Raw genomic sequence first — 14,967 nt, 5'->3', positions numbered from 1 at the left:
CGTCAGTGGATCCGGCCCGCCTCGTGGTCGCGTCCGGAACGGCGCCCGGTGAACCGGGCGACGAAGTACAGGACCACGCCGACGGCGAGCAGGATCGCGGCGTAGAGCCAGACCTGACCGCTCTGCTGCGTCAGCAGCAGGATGCACGACAGCACCCCGAGCACCGGGACGAACGTCCAGACCCGGAAGTGGTCGTGCTCGACGTGGTCGCGGCGGAGCACCAGGACGGCGACGTTCGTGCTGATGAACACGAAGAGGAGCAGGAGCACGACGGTCTCGGCCAGCACGCCCACGTCGCCCACCAGGGTCAGGAGCATCGCGACGACGGTGGTGGCGATGATCGCGGTCCACGGGGTCTTCCGGTTCGGCAGGACCTTCGCGAGCAGGGCGGGCAGGAGCCGCTGCTCGGCCATGCCGTAGGTCACGCGGCTCGACATGATCATCGTGAGCAGCGCGCCGTTCGCGACGGCGACCAGGGCGATGAGGCTGAAGACCCAGTCGGGGATCGGGACGCCGGTGGCGGAGACGACCGCGAGCAGCGGGCCGCTGGACTCGGACAGCTCCGACGCGGGCAGGGCGATCGCACTGGCGAGGGCGACGAGGACGTAGACGACGCCGGCCGTGGCGAGGGCGCCGAACAGGGCCTTCGGGTAGACGCGGCGGGGGTCGCGGACCTCCTCCGCGATGTTGGCGGACGTCTCGAAGCCGACGAACGAGTAGTAGGCGACGATCGCGGCGCTCAGGGTCGCGAGTGCCGGGTTCGCCTCGGACGGGAACGCACCGATCCGGGAGACGTCACCGCCGCCACCGCCGAGCATCACGGCCACGACGACGATCACGATGACGAGACCGGAGACCTCGATGATCGTCATCACGACGTTGCTCTTGAGCGAGTCGGAGATGCCGCGGGCGTTCAGGCAGGCGATCAGGGCGAGGAAGACGATCGCGGTGGGCACGGGCGGCAGGTCGACGAACGTGCCGAGGTAGTCGCCGGCGAAGGCGAGCGACAGGCCGGCGGCGCTCGTGACACCGGCGGCGAGCATGCTGAACCCGACCAGGAACGAGACGATCGGCGCCTTGTAGGCGCGTTCGGCGAAGACCGCGGCACCGCCGGCCTTCGGGTACTTCGTCACGAGTTCGGCGTAGGAGCCCGCCGTGAGCAGGGCCAGCAGGAGCGCGAGCACCAGCGGTGCCCAGAGCGCACCGCCGACGTCCTTCGCCAGCGTCCCCATCAGGGCGTAGATGCCGGCGCCGAGCACGTCGCCGAGGATGAAGAGGAACAGCAGCGGGCCGGTGATCGCCTGGCGGAGCTTCGACTGCGTGCCGTCGTGGGGTGCGGCCGTGGTGTCGCTGGTCATGGTGGTGCCTTTCGTCCGGGTCAGCGTGCCGGGGCGTGTCTCGGAGGCCTCACAGGTGCACCGTGGCGGGGGTCCTCCCTGCGCGGCGGAGCGGCCGGTGAACTCGCTCCACAGGGCGCGGCGCGTCGGAACGTCCGGACTGGAGCGGTCCTAGACTCGTCGGGAGCCACACGTCCACCACCAGTCCCCGGAGGACCGCAGATGACGACGCAGGACCAGCGCACGCCCGCGCGACTCAGTGACCAGCGCGCGCTCCTGTTCGACCTCGACGGCGTGCTCACCCCCACCGCCGACGTGCACATGCGCGCGTGGAGCCGACTCTTCACGCCGTACCTCGAAGCGCACGGGGTCGCGCCGTACACCGAGCAGGACTACTTCACCTACATCGACGGCAAGCCCCGCTACGACGGCGTGCGCTCGTTGCTCGAGTCGCGCGGCATCGACCTGCCGCAGGGCACCCCCGACGACGCGCCCGACACCGACACGGTGTGCGGGCTCGGCAACCGGAAGAACGCGGAGTTCACCGCCGAGCTCGACGAGCACGGCGTCGAGCCCTACCCGGGTTCGCTCCGGTTCCTGACCGCCGCGATCGCCGCCGGCCTGTCCGTCGCGGTCGTCTCGAGCTCGGCGAACGCCACCTCGGTGCTCAGGACGGCGGGCATCCTCGACCGGTTCCCGGTCGTCGTCGACGGGCTCGTCGCGCGCCAGGACGGCCTGACCGGCAAGCCGGCGCCCGACACCTACCTCGACGCGGCGACCCGGTTCGGGCTCACCGCCGCCGAGTGCGTCGTGGTCGAGGACGCCACGAGCGGGGTCGAAGCCGGCCGCAACGGGTCGTTCGGTCTCGTCGTCGGTGTCGACCGCGGCGCCGGGGCGGACGCCCTGCGCGAGCACGGTGCCGACGTCGTCGTGTCCGACCTCGACGAACTCATCGACCAGCTGCCCGCACCGGCCACCAGCACGACGTAGGCCACCCGGCCGGACGCTCCCTGGCTGCCGGCCGCACCGACGCACCCATCTCCCTCCCTTCCCACGGAGCAGCATGAACCCCATCACCTCGGACCCCCTCGACCGCGTCCGCTACCCGATCGACGAGTGGGCCCTCGTCGAGACCGAGTACACCCCCGACGAGCAGGGCGTCGCCGAGACGAACTTCGCCGTCGGCAACGGGTACCTCGGCCTGCGCGGGAACCTCGACGAAGGCCGTGGCGGCGTGCAGTACGGCACGTACATCAACGGGTTCCACGAGACCTGGCCGATCCGGCACGCGGAAGACGCCTTCGGGTTCGCGAAGACCGGGCAGACGATCATCAACGCGCCCGACGCCAAGGTCATCCGCCTGTACGTCGACGACGAGCCGCTCGTGCTGGCCGAGGCCGACATCCTCCGACACACCCGCCGGCTGGAGTTCCGCGGCGGGTACCTGTTCCGCGAGACCGAGTGGTCGACGCCGTCCGGCAAGCGGGTGCTCATCCGGGCACGTCGACTCGTGTCGTTCACCGACCGGCACCTCGCCGTCATCGACTACGAGGTCACCGTGCTCGACGCGGACGCCTCGATCCTGCTGTCGAGCCAGATCCTCAACCGCCAGGACGTGCAGGACGAGTACCACGCCGGCATGCGGGCCGCGGCGAACGCCTTCGACCCCCGCAAGGCCGAGTCGTTCACCGAGCGGGTGCTCGTGCCGAAGCTCAAGCGCAGCACCGGCGGCCGTTCGGTCCTCGGGTACCAGGCGTCCAGCTCCGGCATGACGATCTGCGTCGGCGTCGAGCACCACATCGAGACCGAGAACAGCTGGGACGAGTCGTCGTCGATCGAGGACGACCTGGCGAAGCACGTCTACCGGGTGCAGGCCCGCGCCGGGCAGCCCATCCGGCTCGTGAAGCACGTGGTCTACCACACCTCCCGCGGGGTGCCCGTGCGCGAGCTCGCCGACCGGTGCGACCGCACGCTCGACCGCGCGCACGCCGAGAACGTCGACGAGACCTTCGCGAAGCAGCGCGACTGGCTCGACGACTACTGGGCCCGCAGTGACGTCGAGATCGCCGGTCAGCCCGCGATCCAGCAGGCCGTCCGCTGGAACCTCTTCCAGCTCGCGCAGGCCACCGCCCGCACCGACGGCCACGGCATCGCCGCGAAGGGCGTCACCGGCTCCGGCTACGGCGGCCACTACTTCTGGGACATGGAGATCTACGTCCTGCCGTTCCTGTCGTACACGGCGCCGATCGTCGCCCGGAACGCCCTGCGCTTCCGCTACAACATGCTCGACGCGGCTCGGGCTCGGGCCCGCGAGCTGAACCAGCGCGGCGCCCTGTTCCCGTGGCGGACGATCAACGGTGAAGAGTCCAGTGCGTACTACGCCGCCGGCACCGCGCAGTACCACATCGACGCCGACATCTCGCATGCGCTCATGCAGTACGTGCGGGCCTCGGGCGACCGCGAGTTCCTGAAGCGCGGCGCCATCGACGTGCTCGTGGAGACCGCCCGGCTCTGGGCCGACCTCGGGTTCTGGCGGTCCAACGGCGACAAGAAGTTCCACATCGACGGCGTCACCGGGCCGGACGAGTACACGACGGTCGTCGACGACAACCTCTACACGAACGTCATGGCGCGGGCGAACCTGTGGTTCGCCGTCAACGCCTGCCGCGAGCTCGCCGCCGACGACGCCGAAGAGTACGACCGCATGGTGCGCCGGACCGGTCTGCAGCCGGACGAGCTCGTCGAGTGGGAGCACGCTGCGGAGTCGATGGAGATCCCCTTCGACCCGCACCGCGGCATCCACCCGCAGGACGCCCAGTTCCTCGACAAGGAACTCTGGGACCTCGAGAACACCCCCGAGTCCAAGCGTCCGCTGCTGCTCCACTACCACCCGCTGGTGATCTACCGGTTCCAGGTGCTGAAGCAGGCCGACGTCGTGCTCGCACTGTTCCTGCAGGGGCACGAGTTCACGGCGGCCGAGAAGCGTCGCGACTTCGACTACTACGACGCACTCACCACCGGTGACTCGACGCTGTCCGCGGTCGTGCAGTCGATCATGGCGGCTGAGGTCGGGTACCACGACCTCGCCGACCAGTACTTCCAGACCGCGCTCTACGTCGACCTGGCGGACCTGCACGGCAACACCTCGGACGGCGTGCACATCGCGTCGACCGGTGGCATCTGGGGCGCCCTCGTCAACGGCTTCGGTGGCATGCGCGACCACGGCGGGCGGATGAGCTTCAACCCGCGGCTGCCGAAGCACTGGGACCGTCTGTCCTACCGTCTGACGGTGCGCGGATCGCGGGTCCGGGTCGACCTCGAGCAGGAAGCCATGACGCTCACGGTCGAGACCGGTTCGGGCTTCACGGTGTGGGTGCACAACCAGCAGTGGGACATCGAGGCGGGGGAGCCCACCGTGGTGCCGCTGCCGCACCACGGGCCGCGCATGTCCGGGCACGCCCCGACCACGAGCGACATCCAGGGCACGCTGCGTGCGGACGGCTCGGTCATCACCGCGTCGATCCCGACGATCTCCCTGGAGCGCGACTTCGACCTCGACGACTCGACCGGCTGACGCCAGTTCCTGCGCTGCACTGCCCTGCGCCGCAGTCGCACGTCGCCCCGGTTCCGCCTCGCGGAGCCGGGGCGACCTGTGTTCCCGGGACGTTGCCGGCGCCTCCGAACGCGTCCAGTCGGCCCGGGGCACCGTGGTCTGCCGTGCCCCTCGGGTCGATGGCGTCTCCCCGGGCACGGTTCGTGCAACGAGAGGAGACATCATGGGCAACCGGTTCGAGGGCAAGGTCGCGATCGTCACGGGCGCAGGGTCCGGCATCGGTGAGGCGACGGTGCGGGCGTTCATCGACGAGGGTGCGTCGGTCGTGCTGACCGACAGCGTCGAGGAGAAGGTCCGCGCGGTGGGTGACTCCCTACCGACGCACCGGGTCGTCGCCCTGCACGCCGACGTGGCGAGCCCCGACGACTGGCAGACCGTCGTCGACGCGGCGATCGACCGGTTCGACCGGGTCGACGTCCTGGTGAACAACGCCGGCACCTTCAGCTCGGGCGACATCACCGACATCAGCACGGCCGAGTGGCGCCGGGTCATCGAGACCGACCTGTCCGGTGTGTTCTACGGCACCCGGGCGGCCCTGCCGTTCCTGCGCGAGACGAAGGGGTCGATCGTCAACACCTCGTCGGTCTCCGGTGAGGACGCCGACTGGCGGATGAGCCCCTACAACGCGGCGAAGGGTGGCGTGACGAACTTCACCAAGGCCGCTGCCCTCGACAACGGGCAGTTCGGCGTGCGCGTGAACGCCGTCGCTCCGGGACTCATCTGGACCGACCTGACCCAGGAGCAGGCGGAGGACGAGGCCCTGCAGTCGAAGTTCACCGAGCGCATCGCCCTCGGCCGCGGGGGTCGCTCTGCCGAGGTCGCCGAGGCGATCCTGTTCCTGGCCAGCGACGCGGCCTCGTTCATCACGGGTGCGGTCCTGCCGGTGGACGGCGGCACCATGGCGAGCAACGGGCAGCCGCCGCAGGCCTGAGCCACCCCGTCCCGGCGGCACCGTCAGCTGGCGACGAGCTCGACCTTGAACCGCTCGGCGTCCTCGAGGAAGGCCGCGTGGTGCTCCGGGCCACCGGCGAACGGGTGTCGGTCCTCGTACAGGCGTGCCCAGCCGTGACCGGGAGCATCGGCCCAGAGTCGCTCCACCGTCTCGGCAGTACCGGCGTGGAACGCCAGGTGGCTGAGCCCCGGTCGGCGGCGGTCGTGATCGCCGTCCAGCGGCGCCGATTCGAGGACGACGTACAACGGGCCGAGCCGCCAGCTCCGGCCGTGCTCCCAGCGCTGGAACGGCTCGTAGCCGAGTTCGCCGAGCAGCCAGCCCCAGGACCCGGCGGCGGTGTCGAGGTCGGCGGTGCGGAGCTCGACGTGGTGCAGCGTGCCGAGCGTCACAGGAGCTTCCGCAGGGTGTTCGTGTTGCGGGTCGTCGTCGTGCGCTTGAAGCGTGCGGCGCCGGCCCGCTTGGCGAACACGGTGTCGGTGCTCGACCCCTTCGGACACGACCAGTAGACGACCCCGTTCCCGCGGGCGACCTGCTCGACCGAGTCGTCGAGTTCGAGGTCCGTGACCAACGCGTCGAGCGCACCGTCGTCGGACCCGAACACGACGTAGTCGTGCCGTTCGTCGGCACGCGCGAAGGGGAACCCGTCGACCACGGCCGCGAGGGCGTCGTGCCGGACGAGCACGATCCAGGCGTCGTAGCCGAACCGGTCGCGCAGCCCCTGCTCGATCGACGTCTTGAGATGCTCGGCGGGCACGTCGGCGGAGAACACGACGTTGCCCGAGGCGAGCACGGTGCGGACGTCGTCGAACCCGAGCCCTCGGAAGAGCTCCGCGAGCTCAGCGCTCCGGATCGTGATGCCGTTCACGTTGACGCCGCGCAGCAGCGCCACCCACCTGTCCATGTCCGGACGGTAGCGGTCCGGGCCGCTCACGTCCACGTCCGGGCCACGCCCCAGCCGGCGCCCTGCGGCACGATGTCGACCACCAGGGCCTCGCCGTCGTCGTCGCTGGTCGCCTGGAACCGCCAGCCCACGGTGCGCTCGGGCGCATGGGTGATCGCGGTGGGCAGCTCGGCGCGCGTCACGGTCAGTCGGGTGGGGGTGTCGCTCACCCGCCAGCGCCGTCCAGCCCACACGAGCCGCGTCGGCGTGCCCTCGGCCCACCACACCGTGGCCGCCGTGTCGGTGATCATCATCGGGTCTCCTCGTTCGAACGTGTGTTCGAATGGTAGGCGGCAACCACTGACGGAGCAACCGGCCATTGCGTTCAGAACACGTTCTGAATAGGCTCGATCCATGACGCTCGTCGCTCCGCCCCGATCCCGACGGTCGGTGCAGTCCTCTGACCTCTCCCGCCACGCCAAGCAGGTGTTCGCTGCCGCCGAGGAAGCCCCGCTCGAGGTCACCCGTCGAGACGGGAAGCCCCTCGTCCTCACCACGAAGGAACGGTCCGACGACGACGACGCGGTCCTGGACATCGCGGCGCAGCTCATCGCCGCGGTGACGCTCAACGAGCAACTGCCACTCCACGATCGGCTGGCGATCCCGTACCCGTGGATCAAGCTCCTCAGCGCCGCAGACCAGCAGCGCTTCGCCCGGGAGATCGTCGAAGTCGCCCGTGGCTCGTTCTCGCTCCGGCAGCCGCGCAGACTCCTGCTCGAGATGCAGGCGTGGCGCAACAGTGCCGAGGCGATCGCCGCGGGCTGGGACACCGGAGAGCCGGAGATCCTCGCCGAGCCGATCCGCGTCGAGAAGCCCTGACGCGGTGGCGGGCCGGCGCGGCGGGGTCCCCCGGCCGATCCGTTCGACGGAGTACACGATCGTCTTCGGGACACGTGGCGCGGAACAGGGGTGGCGCGACGTGGTGGCGGTGCAGCGGAACGCAGTCGCTGCCGCGTGGGATCGGCTGACCACGGATCCGTTGACCGAGGACCTGTCCTGCCACGCCCTGCGCGGGGAACTCGGTGTGGTTCGACACTCTGGCCGGGAGTGGACGCGTCGTCAGTTCGAGCTGAAGCGCGGCGCCCGGATCTGGTTCACGGTCGACGTGGATGACCGGGTGGTGTGCATCACCGATGTGCACACCCACCACCCCAACCAGACGAAGTGACTGCGCTCGGCCTCGGCAGTCGTCGTGTAGACGGGACCCATGACGAACGACGAACAGGGCCCCGACGCGCAGCACCAGGTTCCCGAGGGGGTGTCCGAGGCCACGGTCGAGGCACTCGGCAGCCTGTCCGCCGCGGTCGAGGTCATCGAGCACGCCCGCGGCCTGCTCTACGGGTTCCACCGCCTGACCGGCACCGCTGACCTGAACCTCGGTGAGGCGGTCGAGCAGCTGCGGAAGGCCGGGCACACCGAACTCGCCGAGCGCATCGACACCGAACTCGTGGGCCGCAACGTCATCGCGGGCCGCTGGACGTTCCAGATCGTCGAGGACTACGACGACGGCTACTACGCCCTCGCCAAGGAGCTCGAGCGCACGGCGCGGGACGAGCTCGTGCAGGGCCGTCGCCACCTGTTCGAGGCGGGCATGAAGGAAGACCGTCGCACCCAGGACCAGCGCCACCACGAGGCCACGCCGAGCGACCTGCCGGACTGACCACGGGCCTCCAGGCCTGCGGAAGACGCCGGCGTCCTGCGGAAGACGCCCCGGAAACGTCGAGACGCCGCCGGATTCGGCGGCGTCTCGATGACACGACGGCGTCTTGTGCCAGGTCCAGCCAGACCCGGATCAGCAAGGCCCAGCCGCAAAGCCTCAGCCGACGCCGAGCAGCGCCTCCAGCGGCCCCCGCGCGAAGTACAGCAGGAAGCCCGCGGCGACGACGTAGAGCAGCCACGAGACCTCACGACCACGGCCGGACAGCAGCTTGATGAGCACCCAGCTGATGAAGCCGGCGCCGATGCCGTTCGCGATCGAGTAGGTCAGCGGCATGACGACGATCGTCAGGAACGCCGGCAGGGCCGAGCCGAAGTCCGACCACGAGATGTCCGCGACCTGCGCGACCATGAGCGCACCGACGACGACGAGCCCGGCGGCGGCGACCTCGAGCGGGACGACCTGGGTGAGCGGCGTGAGGAACATCGACGCCAGGAACAGCAGGCCGGTGACGACCGAGGCCATGCCCGTGCGGGCACCTTCGCCGATGCCGGAGGCCGAGTCGATGAAGACCGTGTTCGACGACACCGACGCGCCACCACCGGCGATCGCGCCGACGCCCTCGACGACGAGCGCCGACTTCAGGCGGGGGAACGTGCCGTCCGGCTTCGCGACACCGGCGGCCTTGGCCAGACCGGTCATGGTGCCCATGGCGTCGAAGAAGTTCGTGAAGACGAGGGTGAAGACGAGCATCGACGCGGCGAGCGGGCCGATGCGGGTGAAGGCACCGAAGACGTCGGCGTGGCCGACGAGCGACAGGTCCGGCACGGCGAACAGTGCGCTCGGCAGGCCGGGGGCGTTGAGGTTCCAACCGGTCTTCGATTCGACCGACGTCGGTACCTGGAAGATCGCCTGCAGGATGATCGCGATGATCGTGGTCGCGACGATGCCGATGAGCAGCGCACCCTTCACCCGGCGGGCCATGAGCGTGCCGATGATGATCAGGCCGATCAGGAACACGATGGTCGGCAGGGCGCCGACGGAGCCGTCCTCGCCGAGCTGCAGCGGCGGCGACGCGAGCCCGGAGGACCGCACGAAGCCGGAGTCGACGAGCCCGATGAACGCGATGAACAGGCCGATGCCGACCGTGATCGCGGCCTTGAGCTGTGCGGGGACGGCGGTGAAGATCATCGTCCGGATGCCGGTCAGCGCGAGGATCACGATGATCACACCGTTGATGACGACCAAGCCCATCGCCTCGGCCCAGGTGACCTGGTGCACGACGCTGACGGCGAGGAACGAGTTGATCCCGAGCCCCGCGGCGATGCCGAACGGCAGGTTCGCGATGATGCCCATCGCGATGGTCATGACGCCGGCGACGAGACCGGTCGCCGCTGCCACCTGAGCGTTCTCGAGCCATCCGCCGCTGACGTCCTTGGCGGCCTGGTCGGCGCTGAACCCGCCGAGGATGAGGGGGTTCAGGATGACGATGTACGCCATCGTCACGAACGAGACGAGGCCACCGCGGACCTCGCGGGGGATCGACGATCCGCGTTGCGTGATGGAGAAGAATCGATCGAGGCCGGTCGCGAAGCGGTTCCGGGGCGTGGTGTCGGTCTGCGGGGCGCTCACCACGAGAGTTTAAAGGACGCTGGGTTTCGGGCGTGTCACACCGGTCTCACAGGTTGTGACAGCCGGGAGGCCCGTTCCACGCGGATCGCGCACCTCGCGCTGGGCGTCTGCCCGCGTTCTCCGGCCAGGGCTGGTGTTGGATGAGCGGGTGACGTCACCCATGGACCGCGCCCGTGTGGAGGCCGCCGTCCGCGAGCTGCTGCTCGCCATCGGCGAGGATCCCGACCGGCCGGAACTCACCCGCACCCCCGCCCGGGTCGCCGACTCGTACGCCGAGTTCTTCTCCGGCATCGGCACCGACGCGGTCGCCATCGCCCGGGACGGCACCGTGCACGCCGAGGACGGCGAACGCGGTCGGCTCGTCATCGTCCGGGACGTGAAGTTCCGCTCCGTCTGCGAGCACCACCTGCTGCCGTTCCTCGGGGTCGCGCACCTGGCGTACGCGCCGGGCGACCGGCTCATCGGGCTCGGCACGCTGGCGCGGGTGCTCGACGCGGTGGCCTCCCGTCCGCAGCTGCAGGAGCGGCTCGGCGAACAGGTCGCCGCGACCATCGCCGAGGGGCTCGGTGCCGAGGGCGTCCTGGTGGTCCTCGACGCGCAGCACCAGTGCGTCACGACGCGTGGGGAGCGCCAGACCGGTTCGACGACCGTGACGGTGGCGGCGACCGGTTCGCTGGCCGACACCGCAGGACGGGCCGAGGCGATCGCGCTCATCGGCGCGGGGCGTGGGACCGAGGCCGGGCACGACGAGCGTGCCGGGGCGGACGCATGACGGGCCTCCTGGATGGCGCGGCCGGACCCGGCGTGGCCGGACCCGGCGCGGCCGGACCCGGCTGGGTCGTGCCGGACCTGCGCCACCCGGTCCGGACGTTCGGCCGCCGCACCATCGACTTCGACCACCGCATCGCCGTGATGGCGATCGTGAACCGCACCCCCGACTCGTTCCACGACCGCGGCGCCACCTTCGAGCTCGACCGGGCCGTCGCCGCCTCGGTCCGCGCAGCCGAACAGGGCGCCGACTGGGTCGACATCGGCGGCGTGAAGTTCGCCCCCGGTCCGGAACTGCCCGCCTCCGACGAGATCGACCGCGTCGTCCCCGTCGTCGAGCAGCTCGCCCAGCAGTCCGACGTCGTCATCAGCGTCGACACCTTCCGCCCGGAGGTCGCCGCGGCGGCGATCACAGCCGGGGTGACCGTCGTCAACGACACCACCGGCCTGTCCGACCCGCGGATGGCCGCCGTGGTCGCCGACTCCGAGGCCACCGTCGTCATCACGCACTCGCTCGCGGAACCCCGTCGTCCGCTGCCCGCACCCCCGCAGTACGGCGACATCGCGGGCGAGGTCGTCGCGTTCCTGCGCGAACGGGTCGACCGAGCGCTCGCCGCGGGCATCCCCGAGTCGCGGATCATCGTCGACCCGGGCCACGACCTGCACAAGAACACCGTGCACACCCTCGAGCTCACCCGTCGGCTGCCCGAGGTCGTCGCGCTCGGCTACCCGGTCCTCGCCGCGGTGTCGAACAAGGACTTCGTGGGGGAGTCGCTCGGCCGCCCCCGCGGGGAACGGCTCTCCGGATCGCTCGCCGTCGCGACCGTGAGCGCGATGCTCGGCGCCCGGATCGTCCGGATGCACGACGTCGCCGAGAGCGTCGACGCGATGCGCATGGTCGAGGCCACGCTCGGATGGCGCACCCCCGTGGAATCGAGGCACAACACGTGAACGTCCTGCCCCCGTCGATCGCGGACCTGTCCGACGACGACCTGCTCGACCTCTACACCGCCGACGCCGGGGCCCCCTGGCTCCGCGTGAACTTCGTCGCGACGCTCGACGGTTCGGCCTCGGCTGCCGGGGTGTCCGGGTCGCTCGGCGGTGACGACGACCTGCGCGTCTTCGACCTGCTCCGGCGGGTGGCCGACGTCGTGCTCGTCGCCGCCGGCACCGTCCGTGACGAGGGCTACGGGCCGATGGTCCTGCACGACGCCGACGTCGCCTGGCGGCGGGCGCACGGCAAGCCGGACCACCCCGTGTTCGCGATCGTCACCGGCTCGCTGTCGCTCGACCCGGGGTCTCGGGTGTTCACCGAGGCGCCGGTGCGCCCGATCGTCCTGACGTCGGAGACGGCGGCAGCGTCGGCGAAGGCGCAGGCGCTCGCCGAGGTCGCCGACGTCGTGCCCTGCAGCGCGGACCACGAGCCGGACTCGGTGGACGCCGGACGGATCCGTGGGCTGTTGGCCGACCGTGGCCTCGGGACGATCCACTGCGAGGGCGGGCCGTCGTTCCTCGGGGCGCTCATCGCCGCGGACGCCGTCGACGAGCTGACCCTGACGATCGACCCGTCGCTCGAGGGCGGGGCGGGGCCGCGCATCGCCCGTGGGTCCTCGCCGGAACTCCGGCGGATGCGACCGGCGCACGTGCTGCTCGGCGCCGGCGGCGTGCTGCTCACCCGGTACGTCCGGGCGCGCTGACACCGGTCGCGCGCGGACCGCGGGACCGCGGGACCGCGGACCGCGGACCGGTCGGGCCCGTGGGCTAGGGTCGGGCGCGTGATCGACATCGTGGCGTCCGGGGTCCTCTTCGACATGGACGGGACGCTCGTCGACTCGACCGCGGTGGTCGAGGCGACCTGGACCCGGTTCGGCCACGCGAACGGCATCGACCCCGACGAGATCCTCGCGTTCTCGCACGGACGGCAGGCGATCGACACCCTGCGGCGCTTCCTCCCCGATCTGCCCCTGGCCGAGCAACAGCGGATCGCGGCCGAGCTCGTCGCCGAGGAGACCGCGAGCACCGAGGGCATCCTCGAGATCCCCGGCGCCGTCGCCTTCGTGCAGCGGCTCGTCGAACTCGGCGTCCCGGTGGCCCTCGTGACGAGCGCCCCGCGTGACCTCGCCGCGGGCCGGATGGCCGCCGCAGGGTTCGCCGTGCCCGAGGCCTTCGTGCCCTCGGAGGACGTCGAGCACGGCAAGCCCCACCCCGACGGCTACCTGCGCGGAGCTGCCCTGCTCGGCGTCGACCCGACCGACTGCGTGGCGTTCGAGGACGCCCCGGCCGGGCTGGAGTCCGCCATCGCCTCCGGCGCCACCACGGTCGTCGTCGGTCCGCTCGAGCACCCGGTGACGGCCGGCCTGCACCGAGTGCACGGGTACGACGGCCTGACCGTCGAGCGTGACGGCGAGGGCTTCCGCATCCGCGGCTGAGCGCGGCGCCCGTCCTGCGCGGCTGGCGGTCTGCCGCCGGTCAGGACACCCCGCCCGGCCTGCGCCGAGTGGTCAGGAACCGTCGGCTGCGCCGCCGCCAGCCGACACTTCGCGACCGCCCGGCGGACGTGAGCGAGGTGTTGCGACCGGCCGAGTGGCGGCCTGGAGGCCCGTGGCGGGCCCGCACCGTGCCTCCAGGCCGACTGTGGGCGCGTCCACGGCGCCTCGCCGGCCGGTCAGGACACCCCGCCCGGCCTGCGCCGAGTGGTCAGGAACCGTCGGTTGCGCCGCCGCCAGCCGACACTTCGTGACCGCTCGGCGGACGTGAGCGGGGGGTTGCGACCGGCCGACCGGACCCCGAGCCGCCCCTGGAGGCCTGCCCAGCCGACCCCGACGACCCTCGGGTGTGCGGCCGGAACGACCGGGCCGCGGAAGGAGCGATCATGGCAACCCTCGACGGCAAGAAGGTCCTCGTCATCACGACGAACTACGGCGTGGAGCAGGACGAGATCGTCGTCCCCACCGAGCAGCTGCGTGAGCGCGGTGCCTCGGTGACCGTGGCGGCGAAGGAGACCGGCACGATCCAGACCCTGGTCGGCGACAAGGACCCCGGGCAGACGCTCGAGCCGGACACCACCATCGCCGGTGTCGACGCGAAGGACTTCGACGCCCTCGTGATCCCCGGCGGCACGATCAACGCCGACACGCTGCGGCAGGAGCCCCGCGCGGCGACGCTCGTGCAGGCCTTCGCCGAGGCGAGCAAGCCGGTCGCGGCGATCTGCCACGGCCCGTGGACCCTCGTCGAGGCGGGCGTGCTGTCCGGCAAGACCGTCACCTCGTTCCCGTCGCTGCAGACGGACCTGCGCAACGCCGGTGCCGAGTGGGTCGACCAGGAGGTCCAGGTCGACGGCGGCTTCATCACCTCCCGCACCCCGGACGACCTGCCGGCGTTCGTCGACGCGATCGAGAGCGCCCTCACCGCCTGAGCGCTGTGCCGCAGGGCGTCTCGCCGCCCGGCGACCGCATCAGCCGAGCGCCACGGGGTGGGCCGTGCGGAGCACCGCGGGTCCGAGGGTGAGCACGCCGTCGGATTCCGGATCGCACCGCACCCCGCCCCGACCCCTCATCGCCCGGAACGCCCCGGGGGCCACCTCGTGGTCCATCCAGGCGCAGGGGTTCGCCGGTCGGTAGCCACGGAAGCGCACGGGACCTTCGCTGCCGCCGGGAGTCACGCTCTCCAGCGAGAACGGCTCACCCCGCAGCGCCTCGACGTCGGCGCCCCGCAGGAACACGTTCCGCCGGGTCGCAGCGGGGTCGACGGTGGCGCCGATTGCCTGACCGACGGCTTCGAGCCCCTCCAGTCCGATCACCGTGACCGAGGCGTGCACGTGCGCCCGGGCCGCGAAGTACCGGTCACCGACGATGCCCAGCCCGGACCGGAGCTCGATCCGGCCGCGTGACTCGTCCGGATCGTCCGCGCCCACCGGCAGCGCGCCGTCGGCCGGGCGTCCCTCGTACCGGTGCCGCGGCGAGACGAGCAGCAGCGCGACCTCGACCTCGGTCCGGAACGGCAGGTCGTCGAGACCGGCCACGTCGTCTGCGGAAGTCACCCGGTCAACGCTAGCCGGGCCTCCCGGCC

17 protein-coding genes are annotated in these 14,967 nt (G+C 71.3%); 11 read left to right on the top strand and 6 right to left on the bottom strand.

The annotated features are described in order from the left end of the window. Positions 1-2: 2 nt before the first annotated feature. Positions 3-1,358, bottom strand: a complete 1,356-nt coding sequence (locus tag DEJ03_RS01680) for an APC family permease (protein ID WP_110863263.1) — start codon at positions 1,356-1,358, stop codon at positions 3-5. A 201-nt stretch (positions 1,359-1,559) separates the two neighbouring features. Between DEJ03_RS01680 and DEJ03_RS01675 the strand changes: the two genes are divergently transcribed. The 3 genes from DEJ03_RS01675 (at position 1,560) to DEJ03_RS01665 (ending at position 5,881) form a co-directional block, all read left to right on the top strand. Then, the gene (locus DEJ03_RS01675; RefSeq protein ID WP_110863262.1) at positions 1,560-2,327 is read left to right on the top strand and encodes an HAD family phosphatase; all 768 of its coding nucleotides are present in this window, start codon (positions 1,560-1,562) and stop codon (positions 2,325-2,327) included. A gap of 73 nt (positions 2,328-2,400) precedes the next feature. Then, positions 2,401-4,911: a glycoside hydrolase family 65 protein gene (locus DEJ03_RS01670; protein ID WP_071406211.1), complete on the top strand. Its 2,511-nt coding sequence runs from the start codon at positions 2,401-2,403 to the stop codon at positions 4,909-4,911. 202 nt (positions 4,912-5,113) lie between these two features. Further along, complete coding sequence (locus tag DEJ03_RS01665) at positions 5,114-5,881, top strand: SDR family NAD(P)-dependent oxidoreductase (protein WP_110863261.1); 768 nt, start codon at positions 5,114-5,116, stop codon at positions 5,879-5,881. Between the two features lie 23 nt (positions 5,882-5,904). Here DEJ03_RS01665 and DEJ03_RS01660 read toward each other — a convergent pair whose 3' ends face one another. From DEJ03_RS01660 to DEJ03_RS01650, 3 genes are read right to left on the bottom strand one after another with little or no spacing between them, the layout of a single operon-like run. After that, entirely contained in the window at positions 5,905-6,291 is a 387-nt protein-coding gene (locus DEJ03_RS01660; protein ID WP_110863260.1) for a VOC family protein, read from the bottom strand. Then, positions 6,288-6,803 (bottom strand): DUF1697 domain-containing protein, encoded by a 516-nt coding sequence (locus tag DEJ03_RS01655; RefSeq protein ID WP_110863303.1) that lies wholly within the window; start codon positions 6,801-6,803, stop codon positions 6,288-6,290. The genes DEJ03_RS01660 and DEJ03_RS01655 overlap by 4 nt, the downstream gene beginning before the upstream one ends. A 26-nt stretch (positions 6,804-6,829) precedes the next feature. Beyond that, positions 6,830-7,096 (bottom strand): hypothetical protein, encoded by a 267-nt coding sequence (locus DEJ03_RS01650; RefSeq protein WP_035809269.1) that lies wholly within the window; start codon positions 7,094-7,096, stop codon positions 6,830-6,832. A gap of 100 nt (positions 7,097-7,196) precedes the next feature. On the opposite strand from DEJ03_RS01650, the gene DEJ03_RS01645 reads away from it, so the two are divergent. From DEJ03_RS01645 to DEJ03_RS01635, 3 genes are read left to right on the top strand one after another with little or no spacing between them, the layout of a single operon-like run. Further along, entirely contained in the window at positions 7,197-7,661 is a 465-nt protein-coding gene (locus DEJ03_RS01645) for a prevent-host-death protein (protein WP_110863259.1), read from the top strand. Between the two features lie 4 nt (positions 7,662-7,665). Next, positions 7,666-8,010, top strand: a complete 345-nt coding sequence (locus tag DEJ03_RS01640; RefSeq protein WP_027466784.1) for a hypothetical protein — start codon at positions 7,666-7,668, stop codon at positions 8,008-8,010. Between the two features lie 39 nt (positions 8,011-8,049). Then, the gene (locus DEJ03_RS01635) at positions 8,050-8,502 is read left to right on the top strand and encodes a hypothetical protein (protein ID WP_110863258.1); all 453 of its coding nucleotides are present in this window, start codon (positions 8,050-8,052) and stop codon (positions 8,500-8,502) included. Between the two features lie 156 nt (positions 8,503-8,658). Here the strand turns inward: DEJ03_RS01635 and DEJ03_RS01630 are convergent, their stop codons facing one another. Beyond that, on the bottom strand, positions 8,659-10,134 hold the full coding sequence (locus tag DEJ03_RS01630) for an NCS2 family permease (protein WP_110863257.1): 1,476 nt from the start codon (positions 10,132-10,134) through the stop codon (positions 8,659-8,661). Positions 10,135-10,291: 157 nt separating this feature from the next. Here DEJ03_RS01630 and folE point away from each other — a divergent pair, with 157 nt between their 5' ends. The 5 genes from folE to DEJ03_RS01605 all read left to right on the top strand — a co-directional run bounded on the left by folE (position 10,292) and on the right by DEJ03_RS01605 (position 14,314). Beyond that, complete coding sequence (gene folE / locus DEJ03_RS01625) at positions 10,292-10,903, top strand: GTP cyclohydrolase I (RefSeq protein ID WP_110863256.1); 612 nt, start codon at positions 10,292-10,294, stop codon at positions 10,901-10,903. Then, positions 10,900-11,850 carry a dihydropteroate synthase gene (gene folP, locus DEJ03_RS01620; RefSeq protein ID WP_258370443.1) on the top strand — a complete coding sequence of 317 codons (951 nt, stop codon included), beginning with the start codon at positions 10,900-10,902 and terminating at the stop codon, positions 11,848-11,850. Before folE ends, folP begins: the two co-directional genes overlap by 4 nt. Further along, positions 11,847-12,596: a pyrimidine reductase family protein gene (locus tag DEJ03_RS01615; protein WP_258370442.1), complete on the top strand. Its 750-nt coding sequence runs from the start codon at positions 11,847-11,849 to the stop codon at positions 12,594-12,596. Before folP ends, DEJ03_RS01615 begins: the two co-directional genes overlap by 4 nt. Before the next feature lie 78 nt (positions 12,597-12,674). Beyond that, on the top strand, positions 12,675-13,328 hold the full coding sequence (locus DEJ03_RS01610) for an HAD-IA family hydrolase (RefSeq protein WP_110863254.1): 654 nt from the start codon (positions 12,675-12,677) through the stop codon (positions 13,326-13,328). Positions 13,329-13,771: 443 nt separating this feature from the next. Next, entirely contained in the window at positions 13,772-14,314 is a 543-nt protein-coding gene (locus tag DEJ03_RS01605; protein ID WP_110863253.1) for a type 1 glutamine amidotransferase domain-containing protein, read from the top strand. Between the two features lie 39 nt (positions 14,315-14,353). Here DEJ03_RS01605 and DEJ03_RS01600 read toward each other — a convergent pair whose 3' ends face one another. Beyond that, complete coding sequence (locus DEJ03_RS01600; protein ID WP_258370441.1) at positions 14,354-14,938, bottom strand: molybdenum cofactor biosysynthesis protein; 585 nt, start codon at positions 14,936-14,938, stop codon at positions 14,354-14,356. Between the last annotated feature and the right edge of the window lie 29 nt (positions 14,939-14,967).

Source organism: Curtobacterium sp. MCLR17_043, assembly GCF_003224215.1.
Taxonomy (GTDB): domain Bacteria; phylum Actinomycetota; class Actinomycetes; order Actinomycetales; family Microbacteriaceae; genus Curtobacterium; species Curtobacterium flaccumfaciens.
The sequence above is the reverse complement of the archived record's forward strand: the minus strand, read 5'-3'. Positions and strand labels throughout refer to the sequence as shown.